This is a genomic window from Spirosoma soli, assembly GCF_042684525.1.
GTDB classification, from domain to species: Bacteria; Bacteroidota; Bacteroidia; order Cytophagales; family Spirosomataceae; genus Spirosoma; species Spirosoma soli.
The window spans coordinates 15614-38778 of sequence record NZ_JBHULN010000013.1 but is presented as its reverse complement, the minus strand read 5'-3'; the positions used below and the strand labels follow the sequence as shown (position 1 = coordinate 38778).

Genomic DNA, 23165 nt, shown 5'->3' with positions numbered 1-23165 from the left:
ACCAATTATGAAAAAGAAGCTAATCGCGTTAACTCTTTTAATAGGCGCTTTACAGGTTTCGTGTACCGATAATCTTGATCAGTTAAATACCGATCCTACCAAGGCATCGGCGGCTACTTTCGACGCTAATCTACTGTTGCCAACCGCTCAATGGAACTACGTAAATTCCAGTTCAGGGTACAATGGTCCCATCCTGTTCCAGAGTATGTGGGCGCAGATTTTTGCCTCAACATCGTCGGGTGGGGCCAACTATTATTCAAATGGTGATAAGTATGTTATCTCGAGCAATACAAACACATATCTGGCAAGTACGTGGAATGAAGGGTACAAAGCCGCCAGTTTTGCCTACGAGATGGAGCAGCTAACCAAAGGCAATGCCGCTCAAGTCAATTTAAACAGTATTGCTATCATCATGCAGGTTCAGAGTCTGGCGACCATTAGTGATACCTACGGTGACTTGCCATATACCCAGGCATTGCAGGCTAAAGCAGGTACAACCCTACCGGTCTATGATACGCAGGAAAGCACGTACAAATCGCTGTTAAGCCGACTGGAAACGGCTGTGGCAGCGCTCAACGCATCGGCAGCGTTGCCGACGAACGATGCGTTTCCCTACAAAGGAGATGTGGCCAAGTGGAAGAAATTTGGGTATTCGCTCATGTTAAAGCTGGCCATGCGGTTGGTAAAAGCTGATCCGTCGACCGCTAAAACCTACGCAGAAAAAGCGGCAGCAGGTGGAGTTTTCAGCAGTGTAGACGATGATGCTTATGTCATAGCAGACAACGCTAATGGTTATGGCAATGGTAATGGAGCGGCTCTGAGCACGGCGGCTGATGTTTATCAGGTACGTTGGAGCAAAACCATGATCGATTATTTAAAGTCGACCAACGATCCTCGGTTGAGCAAGATTGCTGAAGTGCCAGCCGATGGTCTAACTGCTAATCAGGATATGGCCAGCGGTGGTAACACAACGGCAAGTGTTCAGCTAGGATTGCCAAACGGGTATGACCTGAACGGTGGAGCTACGGACGTCAGCAAGGCACCGGGGTACCCTGGTGGAACGGGTGCAGGAGCGGACGTAACCGCCATTGGCAAATATTCGCGTCCGACGCTGATCTACCGGAACCGGAGTGCTCCCTTATTTGTGCTGACGTATGCTCAAACGGAATTGCTCCTGGCAGAAGCCGCTACCCGTGGCTATACCGTGACAGGTACCGCTGCTCAACACTACAGAAACGGATTGATCGCCGGTATTCTGGCACTCTCGAGATATGGAGCTGCAGCTACGATAGACGCAGCTACGGCTACGGCCTATGCAGATGCAAATCCGTTGGTAGCAGCGAACGCGTTGAAGCAAATCAACGAGCAATACTGGGCGACAACCGGTTTGATGATGAACTACTCGGAAGCCTGGAACAACTGGAAGCGGTCGGGTTTCCCGGCGCTTACACCGGTCAATTACGTAGGTAACTTCTCAGGAGGTGCCATTCCGCGTCGGCAACCCTATCCGACTACCGAAGCCACCCTGAACACCGCCAATTACCAGACGGCGGCTGGTCGGCTAGCAGGAGGAGACAACTGGGTTGCCCGCGTTTGGTGGGATAAGTAAGTAAGACAAACAGGGTAAAGTAGGGGGCTTAATGGCCCCTTACTCTTTTTCTGTTAATTTTATAAACTGTTAGCAACCAGCAGTTTTTCGTATTACGTTACGCATGAACGTTCTGTCTCTTTTTAACCATTTTGTCTTCCTACTCTCTCGAAAAAGCTACAACTACCGGCTGGTTTTTGCTGCGCTGTGCGTTTCTATTGCATCAGTTAATGCGCAGTCTCCTCTCTTTAAACTACTGCCTGCCGCGCAAACGAATATTACGTTCAGTAACGATATTGACGAAACTGAAAGCCTGAACGTACTGGCGTATGAATACTTCTTTAATGGGGGCGGGGTGGCCGTGGGCGATCTGAATAATGATGGCTTGCAGGACGTGTTCTTTACCGCCAACATGAAACCGAATAAGCTCTACCTGAATTTGGGCGGGTTAAAATTTAAAGACGTTACTGCCGAAGCCGGAGAGGGGCTGGGCGGTCGCGAAGGTGCCTGGAAAACGGGCGTGAGTATGGCCGATGTGAACGGCGACGGCTTGTTGGATATTTACGTTTGCTACTCGGGGAAAGTCGATGGGGGTAAGCGTCGAAATCAGCTGTTTATCAATCAGAGCAGCGCGAAAGGAACCTCGTTACACTTTGTTGAACAAGCGAAACAATACGGCTTAGACGATGCTGGTTATAACACGCAGGCTACGTTTTTTGACTACGACAAAGATGGGGACCTCGATGTATTTCTGCTCCACCATAATGTAAAGAAATACGACAACATGGAGCTGGCTAAGCTACACGGCGAAACCGACGAGCTGGCCGGGAATAAATTACTCGAAAATCAGAAAGGGCGCTTTATCAACGTAACCCAAAAAGCAGGCATCTACCAGTTTCCACTGACATTTGGGCTGGGTATGGCCGTGGCGGACATTAACCTGGATGGCTGGCCGGACATCTACGTAACCAACGACTACAACGAACCTGATTACCTCTACATCAACCAGCGGAACGGTACGTTCCGTGACGAAACGCAACAGTGTTTTCGGCACCTGGCGCAGTTTTCGATGGGGGTCGACATTGCCGATGTCAACAACGACGGGTTCCCCGATGTAATGTCGTTAGATATGCTACCGGAGGATAACCGTCGGCAAAAACTCTTACAGCTTCAGGAAAATTACGAGTCGTTCGAGCTGATGGTGCAGCAAAACTTGCAGAAGCAATACATGCGGAACATGCTGCAACTGAACAACGGTGACGGCCGCAACCGTAGCGACGGACCGGGCGTACCAACATTTAGTGAAGTTGCGCAAGCCGCAGGCGTTTCTAACACCGACTGGAGCTGGGCACCGTTACTGGCCGATTTTGATAACGATGGCTATAAGGACTTGTTTATCACGAACGGCTATTTACGTGACTACACGAACAAAGATTTTCTACGATACTGGGGCGATTACAAAATCAAGAAAGCCATCAACCGCGAGTCGGTGCAGCTTATGGATCTAGTGAAGGCCATGCCGTCGACTAAGCTGCCGAACTATATTTTTAGCAATAATAAAGACATCACCTTTAAAAACCGGCAGCGAGAATGGGGTATCGAAACACCGTCGATCTCAAACGGGGCGGCCTATGCTGACCTGGATAATGACGGTGACCTGGAGTTGATCGTTAACAACATTAACGAACCTGCCTTCGTCTACCAGAACATGGCCCGTGAACAGGCCCAAAACGCGTACATTCAGCTTAAATTAATACCCACTGCTGGCAACAAACAGGCGCTAGGTGCGAAAGTAACGGTTTATACCAACGGAAATTTACAATACCAGGAGTTGAGTCCGGTGAGAGGCTATCTGTCAAGCCAGCCGCTCACATTACACTTTGGGGTTGGAGCGGCCAGGGTTATTGACTCGATCAATGTTATCTGGCCTGACCAGTCCATTCAAAAGTTGACTCAGGTAGCCATTAATCAACTTTTGGTTGTGCAGCAGGCTACGTCCAAAATGAAGGCGTCGGTTGCTCAGAAAACAATAACCACCGTTTTTTCGAAAGCAGAAACTGTTCTTGCGCTTAAGCATGAGGGGTATACCGAAAACGACTTTAAACGCCAGCCACTCATGTTGTGGATGTACTCGCACACGGGGCCGGTGCTCGCCAAGGGCGATGTCAATAAGGACGGCCTGGAGGACGTGTTCATCAGTGGTGACCAACAGAAAAAGGGGAGCATCTGGACTCAGCAGAAAGACGGTTCTTTTAAGCCGATAGATGGATTGGTCATCGGCGACGAATCAGTGTCAGCCATTGTGGCGGCTGCGTTCTTTGACGCCAATGGGGATGGTTACGACGATTTATACGTAGCGAAGGGCGGCTACTCATTGTTTGAGCCCAATACTGCCTCGTTGCAGGATGAGCTATATATCAACGACGGTCGGGGTAACTTCCGTTTGTCGGCAACGCCTTTGCCCAACCTCAGCGCGAGCAGCAAATCCTGCGTACGGCCGGCTGACTTCGATGGCGATGGCGACATAGATCTGTTCGTTGGCGGCCGGATTATTCCGGGCCGTTATCCCGAAACGCCACCGTCTTACCTGCTCGAAAATACTGGGAAAGGGCAGTTTAACCTCATTAGCGCCCCGTTCTCCAGCGTTGGTATGGTTACCGATGCGCAGTGGGCTGACATGGACGGCGATAACCGGCCTGATCTGGTGGTATGTGGCGAGTTCATGCCGATTAAGGTATATCAGAATGTAAAGACCGGCTTTGTCGACAAAACAGAGCAGTTTTTCGCGGAGTCATTACACGGATTCTGGCATTCGCTACGCGTGGCCGACGTCAATGGCGATGGCAAAAAAGACATCATTGCTGGTAATTTAGGTACGAATTCACAGATCAAATTTTCTCAGCAGGAGCCTGCTGACTTGTACTACGCCGATTTCGACAACAACGGTTCTATCGATCCTTTTTTCTGTTTCTACGTTCAGGGAAAGCCTTACCCGTTTGTCAGTCGCGATGAGTTGAATGATCAGATTTACGCCATGCGTAAGCGGTTTGGCTACTACAAAGATTACGCAAACGCTACGCTGACCAACATTTTCACGGCCGAAGAACTAGCCTCGGCCAGGAAGCTGACCGTTACCGAATGCCATACAATTTGCTTTTTGAACAAGGCGGGGCAGTTCGAAAAACACGTATTGCCGCTGCAAGCGCAGTTCGCTCCCGTAACGAACATCCTGATCGACGATTTCGACCAGGACGGCCATCAGGATTTGCTACTGCTGGGCAATAAGTCAGACAACCGGTTAAAGCTGGGTGCTATGGACGCTAATTACGGCTGCCTATTGACTGGCGACGGCAAAGGGGAGTTTCGGTACGTCACCCAATCTCGCGCTGGTTTATCCGTTATCGGCGACGTTAAGTCCGCTATTGAGCTACGCGTTAAGCAGACACCGTACGTGATTATCGGGGCTTTTAATCAACCACTTCAAGCGTATAGAAAAGTAAAGCCATGAAGCGGTTCCTGATCATCTGCGTGTTGCTGAGCGGTCTTGCACACGGTGGAGCACCTAAACAAGACCTTAGTACCCGGCTTCAGCCGACGGTGTTTGCGGTCACGATGGTGATGATTCATGACGTAGTTAACCCACCCGCGGCTAGTCGGTTCTATGCATATTGCTTGCTGGGTGCTCATGAAATTGTGGCTCAACAGCAGAAAACGGTGGTATCGCCCACTCGGTTGGCGCGTGATTTCGGCAAAATAGAACTCGATGCAACCAAGCCCTACGATTATCAAATTGCGGCTTTGTATTGCATACTCGAAACCGGACGACTGATTCTTCCTTCGGGTTCAATGCTGGAAGAGGAAGAGACCAAGTTTCTTGAGGAAGTGAGAACTAAGAACTACAGCGAGCCGATCATTCAGCAATCGGTACTCATGGCGCAGGCGGTAGCCAAGAAAATCATGGCGTATGCTGCGGCTGATAACTACTCGAAACTGAGCGCCAGACTCCGATACCGACCTACGAAAGCCGATGGGTACTGGTACCCGACACCACCGGGCTACATTGAAGCGATTGAACCGCATTGGAAAACCATCCGACCTATGCTGCTGGATTCTTGTGGGCAGTTCAAGCCTAAACCTCCCGTTGCATTCAGCAAGGATACAACCAGTACGTTTTACAAATTGGCCTATAACGTATATCAGGTAGGGCGTACCTTAACGCCTGAACAACGATTTATTGCCTCGTATTGGGACTGCAATCCGTTTGCGATCAACACGTCGGGCCACATGTCAATCGGCTTTAAAAAGATAAGCCCCGGTGGTCATTGGATGAACATCACAAGCATTGCGGTAAGCAAAGCAAAACTCTCTTTTGATAAAGCCGTGATGGTTCACTCGTTGGTCGCTATGACGTTGATGGACGCCTTTATCAGCTGCTGGGACGAGAAGTATCGAAGCAACCGAATCCGTCCCGAAACAGCGATTAACCGCTACATCAATCCTCGTTGGCAACCGTTGTTACAGACGCCCCCGTTTCCGGAGTACACGAGCGGCCATAGTGTTATTTCGACGGCTGCCGCCGAATTATTGACCTATCTGATTGGTACTGATTTTTCATTTACTGATACTACGGAGACCATATTTGAACTGCCTGAACGAAAATTTGCTTCCTTCAGGCAAGCAGCTGAAGAAGCTGCCATTTCCCGTTTGTACGGTGGCATTCATTACCGGGATGCCATTGAGAATGGGCAATTGCAGGGAAAAGCAATTGGTACTTTTATCGTTGATAAATTAAAGAAAGCAGGGGTTGCGTCCGCTTTTTAGGCCGTAGCGTTGGGTGTCAATCACTTTGTATAAAAACAAAATGCGGCTAATGTCCGCACAAGTAAGACATAATAAGCGTAGCCTGCAACACCCATTATAGTGTGGCGCAGGCGGCCCTTTACCCTGAACCGACAATCAAGCCGGCTGAAGACCGGTGGAACTGAATTAGTATGCCATGATGCAGGATAATGTAATTTTCTCTGTCATTGACACGAAGAAAAATAAGCTTAAACGCCGAATTATTAGTGAACTGTACCAATCTAAATCGCACACCATTGCGCAGTTGGCCAGGTTGTTACATACCAGTATTCCGTCGACTACCGCGCTGATCGATGAGTTAAGCAGCGGGCAATGGGTGCAGGGAATCGGTACCGGAACGGCGCAGTTTGGCCGGAAACCATCTCTGTTTGCGCTCGATGTCAATCGGTACGTAACGGTCGTGGTCGACATCAACGTGCATGATACCAAGCTACTAGTCTTTAACCTGGCCAATGAAGTCGTTCACCGGCTGGATATTAACCTGCGGTTAGAGAATTCGGCGTCTTTACTACATGTCCTTTCTGAACCGCTGGAGCAACTGGCACAGGAGCTTAATCAAAAGAATCTTCAGGTAATTGGAATTGGTGCCGCCTTACCCGGTCTGGTAAATCCTCAACAAGGCATCAACTATACGTATCCCAGTATTAACAAGCCGGAGCTGTCTTTAAATCATCAGTTACAAACGGCGTTCAACGACGCGCCGGTCTACTTTATCAATGACACCCAGGCTACCATTCTGGGAGAGCATCACTTTGGGCTGGCCAGAGGAAAAAAACACGTCTTGTCCATTAACATTGACTGGGGAATTGGCCTGGGCGTGATTACCAACGGGGATATTTTGCAGGGCTCGGCCGGCTTTGCGGGCGAGCTAGGCCATATTCAGGTGCGGTCCGAAGGCGATTTATGTACCTGCGGTAAAGTTGGCTGTCTGGATACGGTAGCCTCGGCATCGGCGCTGATTCGACGGGCGAAAACATTTCTGGAAAACGGGCAGGTGTCACTACTGGCCGAAGTCGATCCAGACTCTATCGACATCGAAACGATCATCAATAAAGCCAATGCCGGTGACGCGTTCTGCATTGACTTACTGAGCGATGTAGGTAACGAACTCGGGCGAGGTTTGTCAACGGCCGTTCATTTGTTCAATCCCGAACTGATTATTGTCAATGGCATACTAGCCACGGCCCGAAAGGCCATTACGCGGCCCATTGAGCAGGCTATTGCTAAATACTGCCTGCTCAACTACCGCGATAACTTAAGCATCGAGCTGTCAAAGCTTGGCGAAATGGCAAAGCTGTACGGCACTCAGGCTTACGTCATACAAAATTTGCTGGAAAAAGAGCTAATACCTTAGCTAGTAGTTGTTTCTACAGGGAAAGGTTGTCGTTTTTTATAGTTGGCATGATCTGCGTGTGTATCAGATCATAGCCCTTCGTGTTGCCCAAATTGTATCTAATAAGTTCACGCTACCATGAAAATTAGTCATTATTCGCTGCTTCTACCTTTGTTAGTAGTAGGCATTACTGCGTTAGCGCAGCAGCATTCGGAGCAAAATCACAGCAAATACGTCTGGCCCAAAGATGTTCAGGTGAAGCAAAAACTGGATCTGTGGCAGGAGGTAAAATTTGGCTTACTGATGCACTGGGGAACGTACAGCGAATGGGGTATTGTGGAGTCGTGGTCGCTCTGCCCCGAAGACGAAGGCTGGTGCGAACGGAAGGGACCCGCGTCGGCGAACTGGTACGAGTACAAAAAAGCTTACGAAAACCTGCAGACGACGTTTAACCCGATTAAATTCAATCCTGACCGTTGGGCGCAGGCGGCTAAAACGGCGGGTATGAAATACATGATCTTTACGACCAAGCACCACGACGGCTTTTGCATGTTCGATACGAAGCAGACGGATTATAAGATCACCAGCTCGAAAACACCGTTCTCCTCAAATCCGAAAAGCAATGCGACGAAAGAGGTGCTCGATGCATTCCGGAAGCAAAATTTCATGGTGGGCACGTATTTCTCAAAACCCGACTGGCACAACGAACACTACTGGAAACCCTATTGGCCGCCCAAAGACCGTAACGTCAACTACGACCCGAAAAAGTACCCCGACGAATGGAAGCAATTCGCCGATTTTACCTACAACCAGATTCAGGAGCTGATGACGGGTTATGGTAAAGTTGATATTCTTTGGCTCGACGGGGGCTGGGTGCGTCCGTTCAACACCATTGATTCGACAATCAGCTGGCAGCGTACCATTCCGTATAATCAGGATATCGACATGGCGCGCATTGCCGGTATGGCCCGTCAGCACCAACCGGGTTTGTTGGTTGTTGACCGCACCGTAACGGGCGAATTTGAAAACTACGTAACCCCCGAGCAACAAATTCCGGATCACTACATGCCTATTCCCTGGGAGAGCTGCATGACTATGGGTGATAGCTGGTCGTATATTCCGAAAGAGAATTTTAAATCAGCGCGTAAACTTATTCAGACCCTGGTCGATGTGGTGGCGAAAAATGGGAACCTACTGCTAAATATTGCCCCTGGTCCTGACGGCGAGTGGCACGAGGAAGCTTATCAACGGCTCAACGAAATTGGCAGCTGGATGCAGATCAACAGCGAGTCGGTGTACGGCACCAAGCCCGTGGCTCCCTATCGGCAAGGGCAGTGGGCGTTCACGAAGAATAGCAACGCTACCTATGCCTCCTACTTGCCTGCCGAGTCTGAAACAACGCTGCCCGCGACGGTTACGTTGCCTATCATACCGAGCAAAACGTTGACTGTACTCGGTGCCAAACAGTCTCTAAAATGGAAGAAAGCGGCCGACGGTGTGACGGTAACCGTTCCCGAGTCAATTCGTAAACAACTGGCTGGCCAACCGGTCTGGGTATTTAAAGTCAGCTGACAATGAGCAGCCGACTAATTACTTTGTTGATCGGGTTAATCGTATCGATCAGCAGCCGTGGGCAGACAGGAAGCCGTCACGAGCCGGTGCGGTATGTAGGTGGCGAAACGGTTGATCCAACCGTGCACGAAGGCCGGCTCCGGTACGCGATCGGCGTTGAAAACCGGCAGACCGTTCGCGCCAATCGGACGCATCCTGAACAGGCCGATGGGCACGGATGGACGTATAACCACGCCCCCAACCTCTGCTATTGGAATGGCTTGTTTTACCAGCAATACCTGAGCAATCCGGTAGACGAGCACGTAGCGCCCGGTCAAACATTAATCACCACGTCGAGCGATGGTCGTCAGTGGAGTAAGCCTCAGGTTGTGTTTCCTCCTTATGTTCCACCACCGGGCGTAACCATTCCACCGGGCTACAAAGGATACATGATGCACCAGCGCATGGGTTTCTACGTAGCACCAAACGGTCGGTTACTCGTGCTGGCCTTCTACGGACATACCGAAGATCCGTTCGGGCCGGGTGGCATTGGGCGGGTCGTACGTGAGGCTTACAAAGACGGTACGTATGGGCCGATTTATTTCATCCGGTACAGTAGCTACAACACCTGGAACGAGACCAATACGAGCTATCCATTCTACAAGAAATCGACTGATACTGGCTTCATAGCCGCCTGCGATGCACTCCTGGCCAATAAACTTATGACATTTCAATGGTGGGATGAGGACAATGGGAAAGATGGCTTCTACGGATCAAAAAAAGCCGGTCAGGCCTTGTCGTATTACCATCGCAAGGACGGGCAGGTAGTCGCCTTGTGGAAAAAATCGCTGACGGCCCTTTCGACCGACGAAGGCCAAACGTTTTCGGAGCCGGTTAAAGTACCGACACTGCTGATGTCGGGCGGTAAAGTCTGGGGACAGAAAACCGAAGATGGTCGTTACGCCATTTCCTATAATCCCATTGAGACGACGCAATATCGTTATCCACTAGCCATCGTTACGGGTGACGATGGAATCACCTTTGATAACCTACTGCTGGTGCAGGGCGAAGTGCCGCCCCGGCGGTTTACCGGCCGCTGGAAAGATTTCGGGCCTTGCTACATGCGCGGCATTGAAGAAGGTAATGGAAATCCGCCCGGTACGGACATGTGGATGTCATATAGTATGAACAAGGAGGATATGTGGATCGCCCGCATTCCAACACCGGTTCGGTATCAGGTGAAAGGCCCCGTCCAGGAGAACTTCGACAAGCTCCCGCTGGCTGGAGCCGTTCCCGAATGGAATATTTATGCACCGAAATGGGGGCCCGTAACGGTCGTGAAAGCACCCGGTTCCGAGGGCAACTGCCTGGAACTACGTGATACCGATCCGTATGATTATGCGCGCGCCATTCGGGTGTTTCAGGAGGGGAGCCGGGTCCAGTGCGCCCTGCGTGTGTATGCGGCTCCGGAAAACACGGGTCGGCTGGAAATAGACCTGACCGATCGGTATGGCAATCGCCCGGTACGGCTAAGCTTTACCGAAACAGGAAACATTGTGGTACTCGACGGCGCTACGGAGCGCATCATTCAACCTTATCAGCGTGGTCAGTGGTACGAACTGAAATGCACTGTTGAAGCAGGACCCAAAGGCCGGTTCGATTTATCAATCGACAGTAAATCCGTGCTGACCGACATAACGCTGGCTGAGGCTGTGAAATCAGTGGAGCGCTTATCACTACGTACCGGGCCATACCGAAACCTGCCGAATCGGCAAACGCCCAACGAAACGCAGGAGCCGCCCTTGTCTGGTGCCGACGAACCTGCTCCTTTGACTTTGTTCTACGTGGATTCGGTACGCCTGATGGGAAAAAACTAACACCCGATTGGTTAATGCATCCAAACGTCAGCTATCTTCTGAAATGACTAAGTCTGTGCGCTTGTCCTGCGCTAATTTTCCCTATTCCAACTACACACGAATGAACCGTTTTTCTAGCTGGTTACCTTCCGTATTACTATTGATTCCCCTGGCCGTCTATTCGCAAACCGAGTATGAGTTGAATGCTGGGTGGCAATGCCGATCCATCAGTAATGTTAAAGATAACGGTAGTACCATATCAAGTCCACGGTACTCCCTGAATGGCTGGCAACCCGCCGTGGTGCCCGGCACGGTGCTGACCACCCTGCTCGCCAACAAGCAAGTGCCCGATCCATTCTACGGCATGAACAACAAGCGTATTCCGGACATTTACCACGCTGGTCGTGATTCCTACACGTATTGGTTTGTCAGGGATTTTCGCGAAATGCCTAAAGCTGGAGAGCAGGTATGGCTAAACTTCCGGGGCGTTAACTACAGTTGTGACGTGTTTCTGAACGGGAACAAGCTTAACCAGAAACTGCACCAGGGCATGTTTCTCCGGCAGACGTACAATATCACGTCGTTGTTACGGCCCGACGGTCAGAACCGATTAGCCGTTGTTGTCTATCCGCCTGATCCAGTCGGTAATCCCAATGGCGGCCAAGGTGGCGACGGAACCATTGCCCGTAACGTGGCTCATCAATACGTTGCTGGGTGGGATTGGATTCAGCCCATCCGGGACCGCAATACAGGGATTTGGGATAAGGTAACAATTCAGAAAACGGGCGTGGTTCGCATTAATAATCCGCATGTGATTACGTTGGTGCCTGGTAAGCGCCAACCCGACGGTAACCAGCAGCCCGCTATTGTTCGTGTATCGGCTGAGCTGGAAAATTCGACCGCTAGTCCCCAACAGGGCGTGCTGCAATATGTGTTGGACGGCCATACGGTAACCCAGAAAGTGAGCCTTGCCCCGCGTAGCACGGTGACGGTCGAACTACCTGCGTTGACGCTGGCTAACCCGAAATTATGGTGGCCTAATGGTTATGGCCCGCAGCATCTTTACCCGCTCCGAATGCAGTTTTTGACCGCAGCTAAAGCGATATCAGATGAAGAAACATTGCAAGTGGGCGTTCGTGAGATTCAGACCGAATGGAACACGACTACACGTAGTAAGCAGGTGTCGGTCAACGGGCAGAAGGTGTTCGTGAAGGGAGGCAACTGGATTATTTCGGATGCCATGCTACGTTTCTCGGCCGACCGATACGATGCCGAGATCCGGTTTCACCGCGACATGAACCTGAACTTAATCCGGATCTGGGGTGGTGCTTTGGTAGAGCGCCCCGAGTTTTATCAGGCCTGCGACAAGTATGGTTTGTTGGTGATGCAGGACTTCTGGGGATCGGGCGACTGCAATGGCCGCTGGGTTGATCCCATGAAAAAAGACGACCAGTGGACCCGTCGAAAATACCCCGACGATCATAAACTCTTCCTGAGATCGGCGGCCGATCAGATCAAAATGATCCGCAATCACCCTTCGCTGGCGATCTGGTGCGGAGGTAACGAAATTACGTTACCCGGCGACATCATGACGCCCCTGCGCGATTCAATCCTGCCTGCGCTCGATGGTACGCGCTGGTTTATCGATTACTCCAACTCCGACGACATGTCGTATAACTTTCTGGGCGGGAATGGCGATGGACCCTATGGTATTCAGCCCATTGAGCGGTTCTGGTCGTACCGTACCTGGCCGTTCAATTCGGAGGTTGGTTCAGTGGGCGTCGGGGACTACGAGTCGCTGGAGCGGTTTCTTCCCAAGGAAAATATGGTTGCTCCGGAGTATGTAAAGGATAAAGGAGCTAAAGTTGATTCGGTTTGGGATTACCACAAATACATTGGTTATGACGCGGCCATTGAACCCTACGGTCGTGCCACCAGCGTACGCGACTTCGCCAAAAAAGCACAGCTGGTCAACTACGATCAATACCGGGCCTTGATGGAAGGGTTTAGCGCCCACATGTGGGACTGGTACACGGGCGTTATCATCTGGAAGACCCAAAACCCCTGGACAGCTCTGCGGGGCCAGATGTACGATTATTACCTCGACCCGAATGCTTGTCTGTATGGTCTGCACAACGGCAGTGAGCCGCTGCATATCATGTACAACCCGGTTGACAGCATGGTGATGGTGGCCAACAACACGTTCAAATTTCACCGCGATATGATGATGGTTGTTAAGGTGTATGACATGGCGGGTAAAGACAGTACGCTGACCCAGGTCTTTTCAGAAATTGGTCCTACGCTTATTCGACCGTATATTCCGATTGGTAAAGCGCTCAAGCCGCTGGCTAAAGACAAAGGGCTGTTTTTGTCGCTCCGGCTGCTCGACCTGAACAAGCAGATCGTCAGCGAAAATCTATACTGGCTTACCGATGCCAACGGTACTCACTCGGGTTTGCAGAAGCTTACTCCGACTACTGTTCAGGTAAATGCTCGCTCGAGCAGTAAGAGTAAGATTGAGGTGACCATTAAGAATCCGGCGGGTAATCCGGTTGCTTTCTTTAACCGCCTATCGCTGGTAAACTCTCAGACGAAAAAACGCATACTACCCGTGTTCTACAACGATAACTACGTGTCGGTACTACCTGGCGAGGAGAAAGTGATCACTATGGAATACACGCCAACCGCTGATATGCCGATGGTTTCGTTGGAAGGCTGGAACGTAGCCGAGCAGTTTTTTTCGGTCAAATGAGCTTCCAGTAAATCGAAGTAGTGCCTTACCTCATAAAGCCGAAGCTAAATCGTACTAGCTTCGGCTTTTGCTATTCGTATGCAGTTTTCAGTATTCCCTATGCTTTATACCGCCAATCAAACCACTCAGTTACCGTCCAGTGGCTTTCGATACATACTCACGTCGCTGGAAGACCATGTGCTGACGATTACGCTGAATCGACCCGAAAAGAAGAACGCGCTTAATCCGCCGATGCTTAACGAACTGGCTTTCGCCCTGGCGTATGCCCATTACACGCCGGAGGTTTGGCTGGTTATCTTAGCGGCCGCGGGCGACACATTTTGCGCGGGTATGGACTTGAAAGCGTTGTCGGCGGGCGATACTGAGACAGCTACCGTTCCTGAACCATCAGGACCAGTTCGCCTGGGCGAGTTACTAGCCAACCTGCACAAGCCCTGCATCGCACGCGTGCAAGGGCCGGTGTATGCCGGTGGCTTTTTGCTAATAGGCGGTAGTACGTATGTCGTGGCGACTGATTCGGCTACCTTCAGCTTACCCGAGGTAAAGCGCGGTCTATTCCCGTTTCAGGTGCTGGCCGTATTGCTCGATATCATGCCCGCTCGAACAGCTCTCGACCTGTGCCTGCGTGCCCGGACACTTTCTGCTGCCGAAGCGCTTACGCTTGGACTGGTGACGGAGGTTGTTTCCGCAAATGAGTTGGACGCCACAATTAACCGCTTAACGGATGAGTTGAAACAATTCTCACCAACAGCCATGCAGTTCGGTTTGCGGGCATATCAGCAATTAAAAAGCCTGCCGTCGAATGAGCAGCAGGCTTACTTGTATGAGCAGTTTGTCAAGCTTCAGCAAACACCCGACGCGAAAGAAGGTATGGCCGCTTTTGTCGAGAAACGAAAGCCTAGGTGGTAGGGAACGTAGTTAAGGCTTGGGCAGGTCCGGGCAGGTGTCTTTCCGGCGGGTGTCAATGATGTTCTGGATGTGCCAATTACCGTTTGTTTTCACAAGCGTAAAGGCATTAACGCCACAGTGACTTTTTTTATCCTGAAAATAAAAGACGTACGGTGTCCAGGCGGTTGCCAGTTCAGCGTCAACTTTTACCTCCATACCAGATAGCCGCTCGTCAAGTGTCATGGGCGGGTACTTGACAGCCGAAGCCGCAAACTTTCGAATGTCATCGTTGCGGACCGAGACATCACCTTCCTTGGTTTTAACGATTGTCTGCAACGTAGCGTTGGAGGTAAATGCGTTTTTGATCTGCGTTGAATCGCCCTTACGCATGCCATCAAACAGAAGGTTAATAGTTACTTTTATGGCGGCTTCGTCATTAGACTGAGCCACGACAGGAATAGTTAAAAGTAGCCCGATGATTGTAAAAAGGTGTTTCATGCAATGCGCTGGTTACGGCCGATGATCAGATAAAGTAAGGCACCGATTAAATTCAAAAAAAGGATGACAAGCACCCAGATCAGCTTGTCGTTTGAGCCACGAAAATCACTTCGAATTACATCCACGAGGGCTATGATAGGTAATAAAGTGAATACCCCTAAAGCAATAAATATAATCAGCAGTTCCTGACCGCCTAAACCCATGAATGTATACATTGTAATTAATTTATATAAAGACCTATAAGATTATAAAAACCTTATAGGTCTGGTTCGGCAACCTAAATATACTGATTAACGATCATTTCGTATAACTCCTGCTTGCCGCTGATCTGCTTCGGCTCACCGTTGTCGAGCGCAAACTGGCGCAGGTCTTCGAGTGTCAGCTCACCTTTTTCAAAACGAGCGCCTTCGCCCGAATCGTAGCTGGCGTAGCGTTCTGCCCGCATCTTCTTGTAAGGTGACTTCTCCAGGATGGCTTCGGCGGCAATAGCAGCTCGGGCAAATGTGTCCATACCGCCGATGTGGGCAATGAAGATGTCCTCCAGGTCGGTTGAATTTCGGCGGGTTTTCGCGTCGAAGTTTACGCCACCTGACTTGAAACCACCCGCTTCCAGAATAATTAGCATGGCTTCGGTTAGCTCGTATACGTCTACCGGAAACTGGTCGGTATCCCAACCGTTTTGGTAGTCGCCCCGGTTTGCGTCAATGCTGCCCAGCATGTTGTTATCAATCGCTACCTGCAGTTCATGGGCGAACGTATGGTTGGCCAGCGTCGCGTGGTTGGTTTCGAGGTTCAGCTCAAAATCATCCTGCAAGCCGTAGCGGTTCAGGAAGCCAACTACCGTAGCCGCATCAAAATCGTACTGGTGCTTCGTCGGTTCCATTGGCTTCGGTTCAATGTAGAACGAACCGGTGAAACCTTGCTTCCGGGCGTAGTCCCGCGCGATCTGGAGGAACTTGCCCAGGTGCTCTGTTTCACGCTTCATGTTCGTGTTCAGCAGCGACATATAGCCTTCGCGACCACCCCAGAACGTGTAACCCCGTCCACCCAACTCAATAGTCGCGTCGATGGCATTCTTCACCTGCCAGCCACCGTGCGCCAATACGTGAAAATCAGGGTTGGTTGAAGCACCGTTCATATAGCGCTCGTGCGAAAACAGGTTGGCCGTTCCCCAGAGTAGTTTCACGCCACTGGCAGCCTGCTTTTGCTTGGCGTAGTCAACAATCTTACGGAAGTTCGCTTCAAATTCGGCGTTAGATTTTCCTTCGGGCGCTACGTCTACATCGTGGAAACAGTAGTACTCCATGCCGATTTTAGTAATAAACTCGAAAGCAGCATCCATCTTGTCGTGGGCAGCGGCTAACGGGTCGGGGTTCCCATCCCAGGGGAAATGTTTCACACCTGGCCCAAAGGGGTCGCCACCTGTACCGACGAAGGTATGCCAGTAAGCGACCGCAAACCGGAACAGATCTTTCATGGGCGTACCCAGGATGGTCCGGTTGGTATCGTAAAACTTAAATGCTAAGGGATTGTCGGAGTCGCGGCCTTCGTAGGCAATAGGTGTTGAGACAAACGGGAAATACGCTTTATCGCCGAGCGTGAGGTTAAGTTGAGACATGCGTATTGGGTTTAAGACAAATAAGGTCCCAAAGGTCAGATACCTTTGGGACCTTGTCAACTATATTGAGATGTTTAAGGTCTCCTTTTTGCTATTCGATTGGTAGAGGAATGTAAAATCCGTCGGGTTTATTAAATGGTTTGGCAACCGTGTACGTACCACCTTCGTAGGGCTGTACCATAACACCAGTGATTTGCCCCATAGGTAATACCCGCACATCCGAGGCCCAGAACTTGGTATCAATGACAAACTCGTTCTTGAAATCTTTGTCTGTTGAAAGCGTCAGGTAGTTCCGAAACTGAAACGGAGATTGATCCACTGAGTAGTTGAAAACGCTAATGGCTATTGGCTTTTTGCGACTTGGGTTTACAACCGATTTTTCCTCCACGACTTCTGGCTTCCCAGGTAGTCGCAGCGTTCCATTCGGAAACACGACAAACTGTTGCTTGTCGATCTTCGTTTGAGGTGGAATGAACGTAACGGGATCGTCCTTCGTAATCGTGCCGGTAATCGATCCGATTCTGTACCGACCATACCAGGGCGAGAACGATGACGTCGCCAGATTGACATCCGCTACGTCGTACCAATAATCCAGCTTGTCCTGCCCGATAATAAAGGCTGAGCGCTTCCAGTCAACGTACAAAGGCTTGTTGAGTTTATTGACCAGCGAGATGTGCATTTGCCCGCGTTCGCTCGAAAAGTTGTAGCGGAGTGTCAGCGTATCATTATCCAGCACCAATCCTTCTGGCGCTGGTTGAACGTTATTGCCACGCAGTGTTACCAGCTGCGCTTTCGGTGTGCAGGCCGTCAGGGTGACTATGCACACAATAAATAGATTTAGCGTTTTCATAACCGTTTTTTGAGCTAAAATAAACGTATGAAGAAATATGTTTACTTGATTCAATATTAAATTTTGCTTAGATATTTCAGCCTGGCTCAACTTATTTTTCACGGTATGGTCATGGCCCAATTCTTTTGACGAGTCATCTTCTCGACATATTTAACCATATATGAAAACTTAGCCAGTGGACTAATGACATTGATCTCGGTCTGGGTTTTGTAGCTAAGTTTATCATAGACAGAGGTCATTGGCTTATCTATTTTTTATGGGTAGCATTCCGAATGCGAAACTTATCCTCTTCAAAAATTATTAACGCTCCTTCCTCCAAAGGGTAGCTGATGAGCGATCAATTAACAATCAATAAATTGAAGAACAAAAGGGCATTGATCTTGTCGATCCGAAATATAACGACTGACGGTTCCTTGGTACCGAGAAATGAAAGTAAGGTGCCAAAATCGGTGTCATGGGTTAGAATTACTTCTCCGGTGGAAATTGCTTCTTGGATAATATCTGTGTCGCTTGTTGTTGGGGACATACAGATAGGTACCCAGCGATAGGAATGACCATGCGTCTTTAGGCTTTCTCTCAGGGAGGGGGGTATGTTTACGTCAAGCAAAAACTTCATCCATCAAGCTGCTTTATGAAGCGGGAAAAACGTGTCGTGCAGCATTTCTGATGAGAATGATAATGCGTCAAACATATCATCACGTTCCAGGAAAGGAAATTCGCTCAGTAACCCGTCGTAAGTCATTCCGCTGCTTAAATAAGCAAGCAGGGACGATACCGGAAATCGAATACCGCGTATGCACGGTTTACCTGTACATATATCAGGGTCGATGGTAATACATGAGTATCTGGGATGTACGTATTTCGTAATGAATCATTTGTACAAAGTTATAAACACTGATCTTAGGAAAGGGTGTTCAAAATACTCAACCACCGTCCATAGGCATCTTGGTAGCGTTGCTGATCGCGGATGTTTGGGTCAATCGTTTTGGTGACTTGCAAGCCTACAAAAGCTTCCTGCGGACTTTTGTAATAGCCTAGTCCTAGGCCAGCACCTCTAGCCGCTCCCTGGGCGCCATCGGTATTATAAAGTTCAATAACAGCCCCCGTCAGGTTAGCCAACGTGTCGCGGAAGAGTGGGCTGAGAAACATATTAGCCTCACCCGCCCGAATCGTTTGCAAACCTACCCCAACGCTTTCCATGGCCTGAATACCGTAATAAAGTGCAAAGACGATACCTTCCTGAGCCGCCCGAATAACATGAGTCAAACCATGACGAATTAGTTGCAATCCGTGAAACGAAGCCCCTAAATCTTTATTTTCGAGTACGCGCTCGGCTCCATTTCCGAACGGAAGACACACCAGCCCATCAGCACCAACGGGTGCTTCGTGAGCCAGTACGTTCATGTCGTTGTAGCTAATTGACCGACTTAATACCTGATTGCGTAACCAACTGTTCAGAATGCCCGTACCGTTGACGCATAAGAGCACTCCATAGCGGGGAGCTTCCGGCGTATGACTAACGTGCAGGAACGTATTGACGCGCTGCTTGGCGTCGTACGACGCCTGTTCACTGACGCCATAGACAACACCCGAGGTTCCAGCAGTGGCGGCAATCTGTCCGGGCTCCAGCACATTCAGCGAAAAAGCGTTGTTAGGCTGATCCCCAGCACGGTACGTAACGGGCGTTCCGGGAGCTAATCCTAATTCGGCAGCAGCTGCGCTGGTCAACTCGCCCTGTGGAGCAAACGTCGGCTTGATCGTTGGAATTAAAGATGAATCAAATCCGTAGTAGTTCAGTAGAAAATCAGCAGGTTGATCGGCCTGAAAATCCCAGAATATACCTTCTGATAAGCCGGAGGCCGTCGTCACGATCTCGCCCGTCATGCGAGCTGCCAGATAGTCGCCCGGCAGCATAAACTTGGCGGCCTGTGCATAGACATCGGGTTCGTTGGCTTTCACCCAGGCGAGTTTTGCGGCCGTGAAGTTGCCGGGCGAATTCAGTAGATGGGTCAGCACTTTATCATGCCCAAGGTCGTCAAAGGCTCGGTTGCCATACGCAACGGCCCGGCTGTCGCACCAGATGATCGACGGACGCAATACGTTCATGTCTTTATCGACCACCACCAGGCCGTGCATCTGATACGAAATGCCGATGGCTTTTATCTGCTCTGGTCGGATGTTGGCTTGCTGCAGCACAGCTTTACTAGCCAGGCAGGCATTCTTCCACCAATTTTCGGGCTGTTGTTCAGCGAAGCCTGGCTGAGGGGCCTCGATAGCCATTTCGGTTTCCGGAAAAAATGCCGAAGCAACGGCTTTGCCGCTTTCGGCTGCTACTACGCAAGCTTTGACAGATGAACTGCCGAGGTCAAATCCAAGAAAATACATGTAGTTGTTGGCGTTAAGGAACCTAGGAGCGAAAGTACGACGGGATAAGGATAATCAATAAATGTAGCCTTACTCATGCCTGACGAACAGGAGCCATACCTAAGTTTTAGATACCCCATATCCATACCTCAATTATATACCGGCTAGGCGGCCAATAACGCATTATCTTATCGTATGTACAATAAAATCATATTTATACTACATAATGTATAATTAATATTACTGCTTGACAATTCTATCACACGTACTTTGACTTGAGGATAGCAGCCGCTTCGGTGGCTTACCGCTTTCGCTCAATTCTATCTTATTCTACTATTCTAAACCTTATTAATCTATGAAACGAGTCAGTTTACTTTGCTTCGCCTGGATGGCGTTCTTTTGCGCTTCCTATGCCCAGACCTTTCGGGTTTCAGGCTCATCGCTCCGGGATGCCAACAACAACAACTTTGTTATTCGGGGTATCAATGTGCCGTTACAGTGGTTCTACAACGATGTTCACAGTAACATCGCCAATATCCGCTCAAAAACCAACGCTAATTTGCTCCGGCTGGTCTGGTCAAGCAATGCCAGCTACGCCGACAGCTACTGGCAAAGCAGCGTTCAGCGGTGCATCGACAACAAGATGATTCCGATGATGGAACTGCACGACGCCACGGGCAGCAACGATCCGCAGCGGCTGCGGGACATGGCCAACTGGTATGCCGCCCGAGCGTCGTATTTCCGGCAAACTAACATCGCCAAACACGTATTGATTAATATCGCCAACGAATGGAGTGACTGGTATATGGCGAGCCCAACAAACGCTCCGGACATCACGGTATGGCGGGATGCGTATAAGAGTGCCATTACCATCATCCGCAATGCTGGCATCACATCGACGCTGGTCATCGACGGTGCCGGCTACGGACAGGACATAGCCGCCAGCCTACGGACCTACGGTCAGGAGCTGCTTAACTACGACCCGCAGCACAACCTGTTGTTCAGTGTGCACATGTACTGCGAATGGACCAGTGTCGCCAAGATGGAGTCGGAGTTGCAATCTATGAAGAATGCGAACCTGCCCATCATCGTTGGGGAGTTCGGCAACAATCACCCACCTTGTGGGAACCTACCCTACACGGACCTGATGCGGATCTGCCAGCAGAAAGGCATTGGCTACATTCCCTGGTCCTGGAAAGGCAATACCACCGGCACCCTCGATCAGCTGGATATGAGCAGCGACTGGGCCGGCAACAGCCTCACACCCTGGGGCAACGGCGTGGTGAACGGCGCCAACGGCATCAAAAGCACCTCATCTGTCGCGTCTGTGTTTGGGTCAACCCCTCCGCCGACCAGCGGCCCGGCGAATGGCGTATACCAGATTACCGCCCGCCACAGCGGCAAAGCGTTGGATGTAGCGTCTAACTCGCTGGCAGACGGAGCCAATGTGCAGCAGTACACTTATTCGGGGGGGAGCAACCAGAAGTGGACCGTGACGTCGCTGGGCAGTGGGCAGTATTCTATCCGGGCGCTCCATAGCGGAAAGGCCCTGGATGTCACCAGTTCGTCCTTATCGGATGGGGCCGATATCAATCAGTGGGCCTATTCGGGCGGTAACAACCAAAAGTGGCGCATTGAGAGCGTAGGGTCGGGCTACTACCGGATTGTTTCGGTCAATAGCGGCAAATGTGTAGATGTTGTCGGGGCATCTACGGCGAACGGAGCCGCCATCAATCAATATACCTGCAATGGTGGCAATAACCAGAGTTTTCAGTTAACGTACCTGAGCGGGGGGCGTTTAGCGGCTGAACATAATCCAGAAGATACCCCAGCGACCGTATACCCAAATCCAGCCCAGTCAACCTTTACGCTGGAAAAAGCCGGAACCTTCGACTACTCCATCTATAACGTTCTGGGCACGTCGTTAGAGAGCGGCCAAACGATCAATAAAGTGACGACCGGTCAGTCCCTGAAACCGGGCCTCTATCTCATACGGGTAAAGTCTTTGCAGGGAAATCAGACGCTTAAACTGGTTAAAGAGTAACGTCTGGATCAGATCCGGTTTGATTATAACGACAAACACGAGCCATCCCAAACTTCGGGATGGCTCGTGTTTGTTTTCTGGTAAATAAGTTTACTTCGATGGCATCAATACGGTATCGATTGAGTGCACAATACCATTGGTTGCCTGAATGTCTGGCGTCGTTACCGTGGCAGAGCCTCCTTTAGCGTCTTTAATCATAACTGAGCCCCCTTGCTTGCTTACCGTCAGCGTTTCTCCGCTGACCGTTTTAACCGTTTGTCCGTCTTTCAGATCAGCGGCTTTGAGACTACCCTGTACAACGTGAGTGGTCAGGATACTGGTCAATTTCTGCTTCGACTCAGGCTTGAGCAGGTTATCGAGCGTACCGGACGGCAGTTTGCTAAATGCGTCGTTGGTTGGCGCGAAGATTGTGTACGGACCAGCCCCTTTTGCCCGTTCGGCCAAACCCGCTGCCTGGAGAGCCTGAAGCAGGGTTGTATGATCCGGCGACAAACCGGCACTGGCGGCTAAATCTTTGCCAGTAGAGGCTCCCATCGAAGAACCCGATGCGCTTGACATGCCTGAGCTGCTTTGCGAAGTGGGCGAGGATGTAGACGTACCACTCTGGGTCGGCATGGTGTTAGTAGTTTGTCCTACGGCCGTGAAGGCGGCACCCGTTAACAGGACGAAGGAGAGCGCAAGGCTGCACGCAGATTGCTTAAACATAACGTGAATGAATATAGGGAAGATGAACGTAAGCTTCGGGTTCCAGTTTCTCTGGATCGACTTACAGGGGGGCAACAGGCTGATTAAGAGGAATGTTTGTAAGGTAATAGACTTAGTAGTAAAAAATAGTAATTTGATAACATACCTAAACTTCGAGTTGATCGGATTACTAAAGATTCAGAGAGCAATCCAATGATTGGATGGACGGGTCTTCTACATTACTGATTGTATGGCAGACAGTTACGGTCGCAGCCGTGC

Annotated in this window: 18 protein-coding genes; 9 read left to right on the top strand and 9 right to left on the bottom strand. The window is 50.3% G+C overall.

What is annotated here, in order from left to right:
• Positions 1 to 7: 7 nt before the first annotated feature.
• The 8 genes from ACFSUS_RS19380 (at position 8) to ACFSUS_RS19345 (ending at position 14849) form a co-directional block, all read left to right on the top strand.
• On the top strand, positions 8 to 1609 hold the full coding sequence (locus tag ACFSUS_RS19380; RefSeq protein ID WP_381525393.1) for a SusD/RagB family nutrient-binding outer membrane lipoprotein: 1602 nt from the start codon (positions 8 to 10) through the stop codon (positions 1607 to 1609).
• Positions 1610 to 1712: 103 nt separating this feature from the next.
• Positions 1713 to 5096 carry a VCBS repeat-containing protein gene (locus ACFSUS_RS19375; protein ID WP_381525392.1) on the top strand — a complete coding sequence of 1128 codons (3384 nt, stop codon included), beginning with the start codon at positions 1713 to 1715 and terminating at the stop codon, positions 5094 to 5096.
• A complete protein-coding gene (locus tag ACFSUS_RS19370; protein ID WP_381525391.1) occupies positions 5093 to 6409 on the top strand; it encodes a vanadium-dependent haloperoxidase in 1317 nt (438 codons plus the stop codon). Before ACFSUS_RS19375 ends, ACFSUS_RS19370 begins: the two co-directional genes overlap by 4 nt.
• 175 nt (positions 6410 to 6584) lie before the next feature.
• The gene (locus tag ACFSUS_RS19365; RefSeq protein ID WP_381525390.1) at positions 6585 to 7802 is read left to right on the top strand and encodes an ROK family transcriptional regulator; all 1218 of its coding nucleotides are present in this window, start codon (positions 6585 to 6587) and stop codon (positions 7800 to 7802) included.
• A gap of 117 nt (positions 7803 to 7919) precedes the next feature.
• Complete coding sequence (locus tag ACFSUS_RS19360) at positions 7920 to 9353, top strand: alpha-L-fucosidase (RefSeq protein ID WP_381525389.1); 1434 nt, start codon at positions 7920 to 7922, stop codon at positions 9351 to 9353.
• A gap of 2 nt (positions 9354 to 9355) precedes the next feature.
• Complete coding sequence (locus tag ACFSUS_RS19355; protein WP_381525388.1) at positions 9356 to 11209, top strand: hypothetical protein; 1854 nt, start codon at positions 9356 to 9358, stop codon at positions 11207 to 11209.
• A 100-nt stretch (positions 11210 to 11309) separates the two neighbouring features.
• On the top strand, positions 11310 to 13940 hold the full coding sequence (locus tag ACFSUS_RS19350) for a glycoside hydrolase family 2 protein (protein ID WP_381525387.1): 2631 nt from the start codon (positions 11310 to 11312) through the stop codon (positions 13938 to 13940).
• A 99-nt stretch (positions 13941 to 14039) separates the two neighbouring features.
• A complete protein-coding gene (locus ACFSUS_RS19345) occupies positions 14040 to 14849 on the top strand; it encodes an enoyl-CoA hydratase/isomerase family protein (RefSeq protein ID WP_381525386.1) in 810 nt (269 codons plus the stop codon).
• A gap of 9 nt (positions 14850 to 14858) precedes the next feature.
• On the opposite strand, the gene ACFSUS_RS19340 is transcribed toward ACFSUS_RS19345, so the two are convergent.
• The 8 genes from ACFSUS_RS19340 to ACFSUS_RS19305 form a co-directional block, all read right to left on the bottom strand.
• Positions 14859 to 15326 carry a nuclear transport factor 2 family protein gene (locus ACFSUS_RS19340; RefSeq protein WP_381525385.1) on the bottom strand — a complete coding sequence of 156 codons (468 nt, stop codon included), beginning with the start codon at positions 15324 to 15326 and terminating at the stop codon, positions 14859 to 14861.
• On the bottom strand, positions 15323 to 15541 hold the full coding sequence (locus ACFSUS_RS19335) for a PLDc N-terminal domain-containing protein (protein ID WP_381525384.1): 219 nt from the start codon (positions 15539 to 15541) through the stop codon (positions 15323 to 15325). The genes ACFSUS_RS19340 and ACFSUS_RS19335 overlap by 4 nt, the downstream gene beginning before the upstream one ends.
• 62 nt (positions 15542 to 15603) lie before the next feature.
• Positions 15604 to 16944, bottom strand: a complete 1341-nt coding sequence (xylA, locus tag ACFSUS_RS19330) for a xylose isomerase (RefSeq protein ID WP_381525383.1) — start codon at positions 16942 to 16944, stop codon at positions 15604 to 15606.
• Between the two features lie 91 nt (positions 16945 to 17035).
• The gene (locus ACFSUS_RS19325; protein ID WP_381525382.1) at positions 17036 to 17794 is read right to left on the bottom strand and encodes a hypothetical protein; all 759 of its coding nucleotides are present in this window, start codon (positions 17792 to 17794) and stop codon (positions 17036 to 17038) included.
• Positions 17795 to 17892: 98 nt separating this feature from the next.
• A complete protein-coding gene (locus ACFSUS_RS19320) occupies positions 17893 to 18033 on the bottom strand; it encodes a hypothetical protein (RefSeq protein ID WP_381525381.1) in 141 nt (46 codons plus the stop codon).
• 98 nt (positions 18034 to 18131) lie between these two features.
• Positions 18132 to 18410 (bottom strand): DUF5615 family PIN-like protein, encoded by a 279-nt coding sequence (locus ACFSUS_RS19315; RefSeq protein WP_381525380.1) that lies wholly within the window; start codon positions 18408 to 18410, stop codon positions 18132 to 18134.
• Positions 18411 to 18413: 3 nt separating this feature from the next.
• Entirely contained in the window at positions 18414 to 18623 is a 210-nt protein-coding gene (locus ACFSUS_RS19310) for a DUF433 domain-containing protein (RefSeq protein WP_381525508.1), read from the bottom strand.
• A 71-nt stretch (positions 18624 to 18694) separates the two neighbouring features.
• The gene (locus ACFSUS_RS19305) at positions 18695 to 20179 is read right to left on the bottom strand and encodes a xylulokinase (protein WP_381525379.1); all 1485 of its coding nucleotides are present in this window, start codon (positions 20177 to 20179) and stop codon (positions 18695 to 18697) included.
• A 334-nt stretch (positions 20180 to 20513) separates the two neighbouring features.
• Here ACFSUS_RS19305 and ACFSUS_RS19300 point away from each other — a divergent pair, with 334 nt between their 5' ends.
• Positions 20514 to 22202: an RICIN domain-containing protein gene (locus ACFSUS_RS19300; protein ID WP_381525378.1), complete on the top strand. Its 1689-nt coding sequence runs from the start codon at positions 20514 to 20516 to the stop codon at positions 22200 to 22202.
• 90 nt (positions 22203 to 22292) lie between these two features.
• Here the strand turns inward: ACFSUS_RS19300 and ACFSUS_RS19295 are convergent, their stop codons facing one another.
• Positions 22293 to 22907, bottom strand: coding sequence for a fasciclin domain-containing protein (locus tag ACFSUS_RS19295; protein ID WP_381525377.1), 615 nt, complete (start codon positions 22905 to 22907; stop codon positions 22293 to 22295).
• Positions 22908 to 23165 lie beyond the last annotated feature (258 nt).